We start from the raw sequence: 4,836 nt of genomic DNA, 5'->3' as shown, positions 1-4,836 counted from the left end.
GCATACTCAGTACTCCCTGTGATTGCTGAAGTCAGCCGTCGTAGTGGCATTCGTCCAGAACGCCCATTGGGTATGGCGGTTATCGCCTCTCAGTTTGCCATTGTGGCTAGCCCGATTGCTGCCGCGGTGGTTGCTCTCGTGGCATTTTTAGAACCACAAGGTATCACTCTAGGTGATGTACTGATGGTCACCATTCCAAGTACTTTTCTTGGTTTGGCTTGCGCTTGTATCTTTGTCAATAAAATTGGTAAAGAACTGAAAGATGATCCTGAGTATCAACGTCGTCTACAAGATCCTGAATTCCGCGCAGAAATGGAGCAAGAGGTTGAAGTCGAAGATATTGTCATTACGCCTCAAGCGAAAAAATCTGTCTCTCTCTTCTTATTTGGTGCCATTATCGTCGTACTCATGGGCGCAATCCCAAGCTTACGTCCCCATTTTGATGGTTCACCAATGGGGATGGCCCATACAATCGAAATCGTCATGCTATCGATTGCGGCACTGATCATCTTAACCTGTAAGCCTGATGGCAATGCGATTAGCCAAGGTTCTGTGTTCCATGCCGGGATGCGTGCCATTGTCGCTATCTTCGGTATTGCTTGGTTGGGGGACACCTTTATTGCCGGTCACAGTGATATGGTGAAAGAAGCCGTTTCAGGCTTGGTTGAAGTCGCACCATGGACGTTTGCCTTCGCCCTATTTGCGCTTTCTGTGATGGTAAACAGTCAAGGCGCAACAACGGCAGTATTGGTGCCGGTAGCGATTACTCTTGGCCTACCACCCGCGATCATCATTGCGGTATTTGTGGCAGTTAATGGTTACTTCTTTATTCCAAACTACGGCCCCATCATTGCGTCGATTGACTTCGACCGCACGGGAACAACACGGATTGGTAAGTACATCTTTAACCACAGCTTTATGTTACCGGGCTTATTGAGCATGGTATTTAGTATTGGTTTTGGTCTACTTCTAGCCAATATTTTGCTCTAATCAGCGTGTAACGAATCAAAAAGCCGCGAGGGTAACCCTCGCGGCTTTTTGATGTCTGACAGAAATGGATTAAACCATTAAGCTGCGTTAGCTTGTGTGATCACTTGCAACGGTAAATGCAAACTGGGTTGAACAAATTCTTGCTGCGCGGCAATGGTTTGCAACTCCCATTCTTTCGCTTGATAGGTGGCCGCCAAAACGCCGTAGCAAGCATCATGGCAGTGCTGAAATGCTTGTTTTGCTCCCCAGCCTTTAACTAAACCAGCGGTGAACAGCGCGGAGATTAAATCCCCAACCCCAACGGGCGCTCGGTCAAATTCAAATTGAGGCCGTTGGGCTAAATAGACCCCGTCTTGAGTCGCTAACAACATATGGAACTCGGTGTCAGATAAACAGTATAAATGCTTCACCAATACCATTTTCGGCCCTTTACTGAGGGCTTTTTGGCAAGCCAGTAGCGCATCATCTAATGTTTGAATCTCCATCTCAGCAAACTGGCTTAATTCAAATTGATTCGGCACGATAACATCAGCCAACGGCATCAAACGAGTTAACAGATAGTCACTGATACCCGGAGCCACAATGCAGCCTTTGTCTGGAGCAGACATCACCGGGTCGCAGATGTATAGCGCTTCGGCATTGGCTTGCTTCACCTTGTTGACCGTTTCTTCAACCGCCAAACACTGTTCGGCACTGCCTTGATAACCCGTCAGAACAGCTTGGCATTTTTCTAACGCTCCAATGTTGGCTAACCCGCGTACCAGCTCTCGAATATCCTCTGCGGCAAAAGCTCGTCCAGTCCAACCTTGAGGGTATTGAGTATGGTTAGAAAATTGGACCGTATGAATGGGCCACACTTCAAATCCCATCCGTTGCATAGGAAAAACAGCACTGCTGTTACCCGCATGGCCAAAAGAGACGTGTGACTGGATAGTAAGGATACCTTGCATCGTTCCTAACCTTTTGTTATCAAGTTCAAAGACAGCGACTGCGTCAATCGCAAAGCAAATAGTGTATCTGACAATCTTGTATTGTCTAAATTATTTGTAAGAAAATATTAAGATAATTCACTTACTGTATCTTCAACAAGAGCTCGTATATAGTAGCGTTTTCGATTAACTCATATGTTGTGATAATGCGCCTGTTTCTTGCTCTCTTATTACTCTTAACGTCCGTCACTAGTTCGCCGCTATTCGCTGCATTTGAGACGAAAAGTGGCTTCGATTTTAACCCGCAAAACCGGTTTGTTTCCGTTGATAGCGCCTTTCCATTCGCCTTTTTCCAGCAAAATGATCAATTATTTCTCGATTGGCAAGTCAAGGAAGGTTATTACCTCTACCAAGATAAATTGTCTATTCACGTCGAGAAAGCACAACTCGGCGAATACACGTTACCTGACGGCTTACCTTATCAAGATGAATTTTTTGGCAAGGTGACTATTTATGATGCGCCACTCTCGCTGGTGTTACCCTTAAATAGCTATCAACCCGGTGCGCAATTAATTGTCGAATATCAAGGCTGTGCCAAGGCAGGATTTTGCTATCCCCCAGAAACACGCATCATTCAGATCGCGCCTTTCAAGGCTCAACCGACCACCCTCAACCAAGACAATAATCCGTCCTTAACGCCGAGCGCCATATCGACGACATCCGCAAGCTCACTGACTGAACAACTGGCCCAAAGCCGCTGGACACCGCTGCTCTTTTTACTACTCGGAATTGGGCTTGTATTTACCCCTTGTGTTTTACCTATGTACCCCATCCTCACCAGTATTGTACTCGGTGGAGGCTCGCTGTCTCATCGCCGCGCCTTGTTATTAAGCTTTATTTATGTGCAAGGGATGGCCGTTACATACACTTTGCTTGGTTTAGTCGTCGCATCGGCTGGCTTACAATTTCAGGCGGCACTGCAACACCCTTATGTCTTAATCGGGTTAAGCCTGCTGTTTATTAGCCTCGCCCTCTCGATGTTTGGCTTATACAGCTTACAACTTCCCAGTTCACTACAAACCAAACTTAACCAATTGAGCCAACAGCAACAAGGCGGCCGACTCGGGGGTGTCTTTATCATGGGCATCATTTCTGGTTTAGTCTGTTCACCTTGTACCACAGCGCCGCTGTCAGGGGCTTTGCTATACGTTGCCCAAAGTGGCGATCTACTGACCGGAGCGCTTGCTCTTTATGCCTTAGCGCTAGGCATGGGAATTCCGTTGATTCTCGTGGCCGTATTTGGTAATAAATTGCTGCCTAAAGCAGGAGAATGGATGAACCGAGTCAAAGTGTTATTTGGCTTCGTATTACTTGCTGCACCGATTTTCTTACTCGAACGGATCTTACCCTCTTTTTGGTCAACCATACTGTGGTCGTTCCTCGGCTTAACGGCGTTTGGCTGGTTGTATCACATCAAAAATAGCCTGCCTTTTGCCGGATGGAAACAGAGTTTACTTGGGATTATTGCCATTCTAGGCTTATTAGCATCTGCTCAGCCGCTACTTAACCACTGGTTCAATCCGGCCGGCTATCAAGTTAAGCAAACCGCCCCGATGTTTCAACGCATTGATAACGTTGCAGAGCTAGAAGCGCAACTGGCATTAGCCAAAACCGCAGGGAAGCCGGTCATGTTAGATTTTTATGCCGACTGGTGCGTGGCGTGTAAAGAGTTTGAAAAATACACCTTCCACCGGCCATCGGTTGAAAGCAAGCTGCAACCGTTTATCTTACTGCAAGCCGATGTCACAAAGAACCAACCGCAAGACATTGAGTTATTGAAATACCTTGAAGTGTTAGGCTTACCCACCATTGTTTTCTGGGATGTTCAAGGACAACGGCTTCCTCAAGCCCGAATCAGCGGATTTATGCCTGAAGAACCTTTTCTCGCTCATCTGGATAAGTTCAACCTATAACCATATTCAGCGCTACACCGAGCCATCACTCGTTTGGCGCTATGGTTTAGCCGTGAATGGTTTATCCGTGAATGGTTTGGCTATGAATAATTTGGCCGTGAATCAGCAAAAAGAGGGATACAGTTCAGAGTTTTTATGTCTCGCGATTGTCCCTCAAGTCAAACAAGGTAATAATTTCGATAACCAAATAGTCAAAAGTAATTAACATCATGAACTCAAGCTACACCATCATTATTGCAGATGACCATCCGCTATTTCGTAATGCGCTCTTCCAATCCGTGCATATGGCTGTCAGCGGAGCCAACCTTCTGGAAGCTGACTCACTAACGGCTCTCCTGAGTCTATTAGACAAACAAGCAGACCCTGATTTACTGTTGCTGGATTTAAAAATGCCCGGAGCCAATGGGATGTCAGGATTAATTCAATTGCGATCCGAATACCCGGAGCTACCGATTGTGGTCGTGTCTGCCAATGAAGAACCGACCATCGTGTCACAAGTAAAAACCCACGGTGCTTTCGGCTTTATCCCTAAGTCGAGTGATATGCGAACTTTGATCAATGCGCTTAATCAAGTCCTCAATGGTGATCCCTATTTTCCAGAAGGGTTGATTACCAATCACGCCGCTTGTGACGATTTGACCGAAAAGCTTGCCGCATTAACGCCACAACAATACAAAGTGTTAGGCATGTTATCTGATGGGCTGCTCAATAAGCAGATCGCCTATGAACTGAATGTTTCTGAGGCAACCATTAAGGCGCATATGACGGCCATTTTCCGCAAACTTGGCGTGAAGAATCGGACACAGGCCGTTATTTTATTAAAGCAGGTGCATGAATAATTAATGGTCTAAGCTTCCTTCAGCCACTTCAGAAGATAAAGGCAACCGCAAACCCACCTTGGTAACCTGCCAATCCACCACATCCGCCACGATCCAGTGTAAGCC

5 protein-coding genes are annotated in these 4,836 nt (G+C 46.4%); 4 read left to right on the top strand and 1 reads right to left on the bottom strand.

The features are described 5' to 3' along the window. Positions 1 to 990: anaerobic C4-dicarboxylate transporter family protein (locus B7C60_RS02360; RefSeq protein ID WP_245868438.1), on the top strand; the 990-nt coding region annotated here is incomplete at its 5' end. Positions 991 to 1,067: 77 nt separating this feature from the next. Here the strand turns inward: B7C60_RS02360 and pdxY are convergent. Then, on the bottom strand, positions 1,068 to 1,940 hold the full coding sequence (gene pdxY, locus B7C60_RS02355) for a pyridoxal kinase PdxY (RefSeq protein WP_099610257.1): 873 nt from the start codon (positions 1,938 to 1,940) through the stop codon (positions 1,068 to 1,070). Positions 1,941 to 2,125: 185 nt separating this feature from the next. Here pdxY and B7C60_RS02350 point away from each other — a divergent pair, with 185 nt between their 5' ends. The 3 genes from B7C60_RS02350 (at position 2,126) to B7C60_RS02345 (ending at position 4,731) form a co-directional block, all read left to right on the top strand. Continuing rightward, on the top strand, positions 2,126 to 3,892 hold the full coding sequence (locus B7C60_RS02350; protein WP_099610256.1) for a protein-disulfide reductase DsbD: 1,767 nt from the start codon (positions 2,126 to 2,128) through the stop codon (positions 3,890 to 3,892). 82 nt (positions 3,893 to 3,974) lie between these two features. Continuing rightward, entirely contained in the window at positions 3,975 to 4,097 is a 123-nt protein-coding gene (locus B7C60_RS19970; RefSeq protein ID WP_272870160.1) for a hypothetical protein, read from the top strand. 4 nt (positions 4,098 to 4,101) lie between these two features. Next, entirely contained in the window at positions 4,102 to 4,731 is a 630-nt protein-coding gene (locus B7C60_RS02345; protein ID WP_099610255.1) for a response regulator transcription factor, read from the top strand. The last annotated feature ends 105 nt before the right edge of the window (positions 4,732 to 4,836 follow it).

Origin of the sequence: Vibrio fujianensis, assembly GCF_002749895.1 — a bacterium.
Lineage (GTDB): Bacteria > Pseudomonadota > Gammaproteobacteria > Enterobacterales > Vibrionaceae > Vibrio > Vibrio fujianensis.
The sequence above is the reverse complement of the archived record's forward strand: the minus strand, read 5'-3'. Positions and strand labels throughout refer to the sequence as shown.

What these genes read in the sequence shown, in the direction of transcription:
- B7C60_RS02350 (WP_099610256.1), top strand. Translation starts at nt 2,126, where the DNA reads ATGCGCCTGTTTCTTGCTCTCTTATTACTCTTAACGTCCGTCACTAGT.
- pdxY (WP_099610257.1), bottom strand. Translation starts at nt 1,940, where the DNA reads ATGCAAGGTATCCTTACTATCCAGTCACACGTCTCTTTTGGCCATGCG.
- B7C60_RS02345 (WP_099610255.1), top strand. Translation starts at nt 4,102, where the DNA reads ATGAACTCAAGCTACACCATCATTATTGCAGATGACCATCCGCTATTT.
- B7C60_RS19970 (WP_272870160.1), top strand. Translation starts at nt 3,975, where the DNA reads ATGAATAATTTGGCCGTGAATCAGCAAAAAGAGGGATACAGTTCAGAG.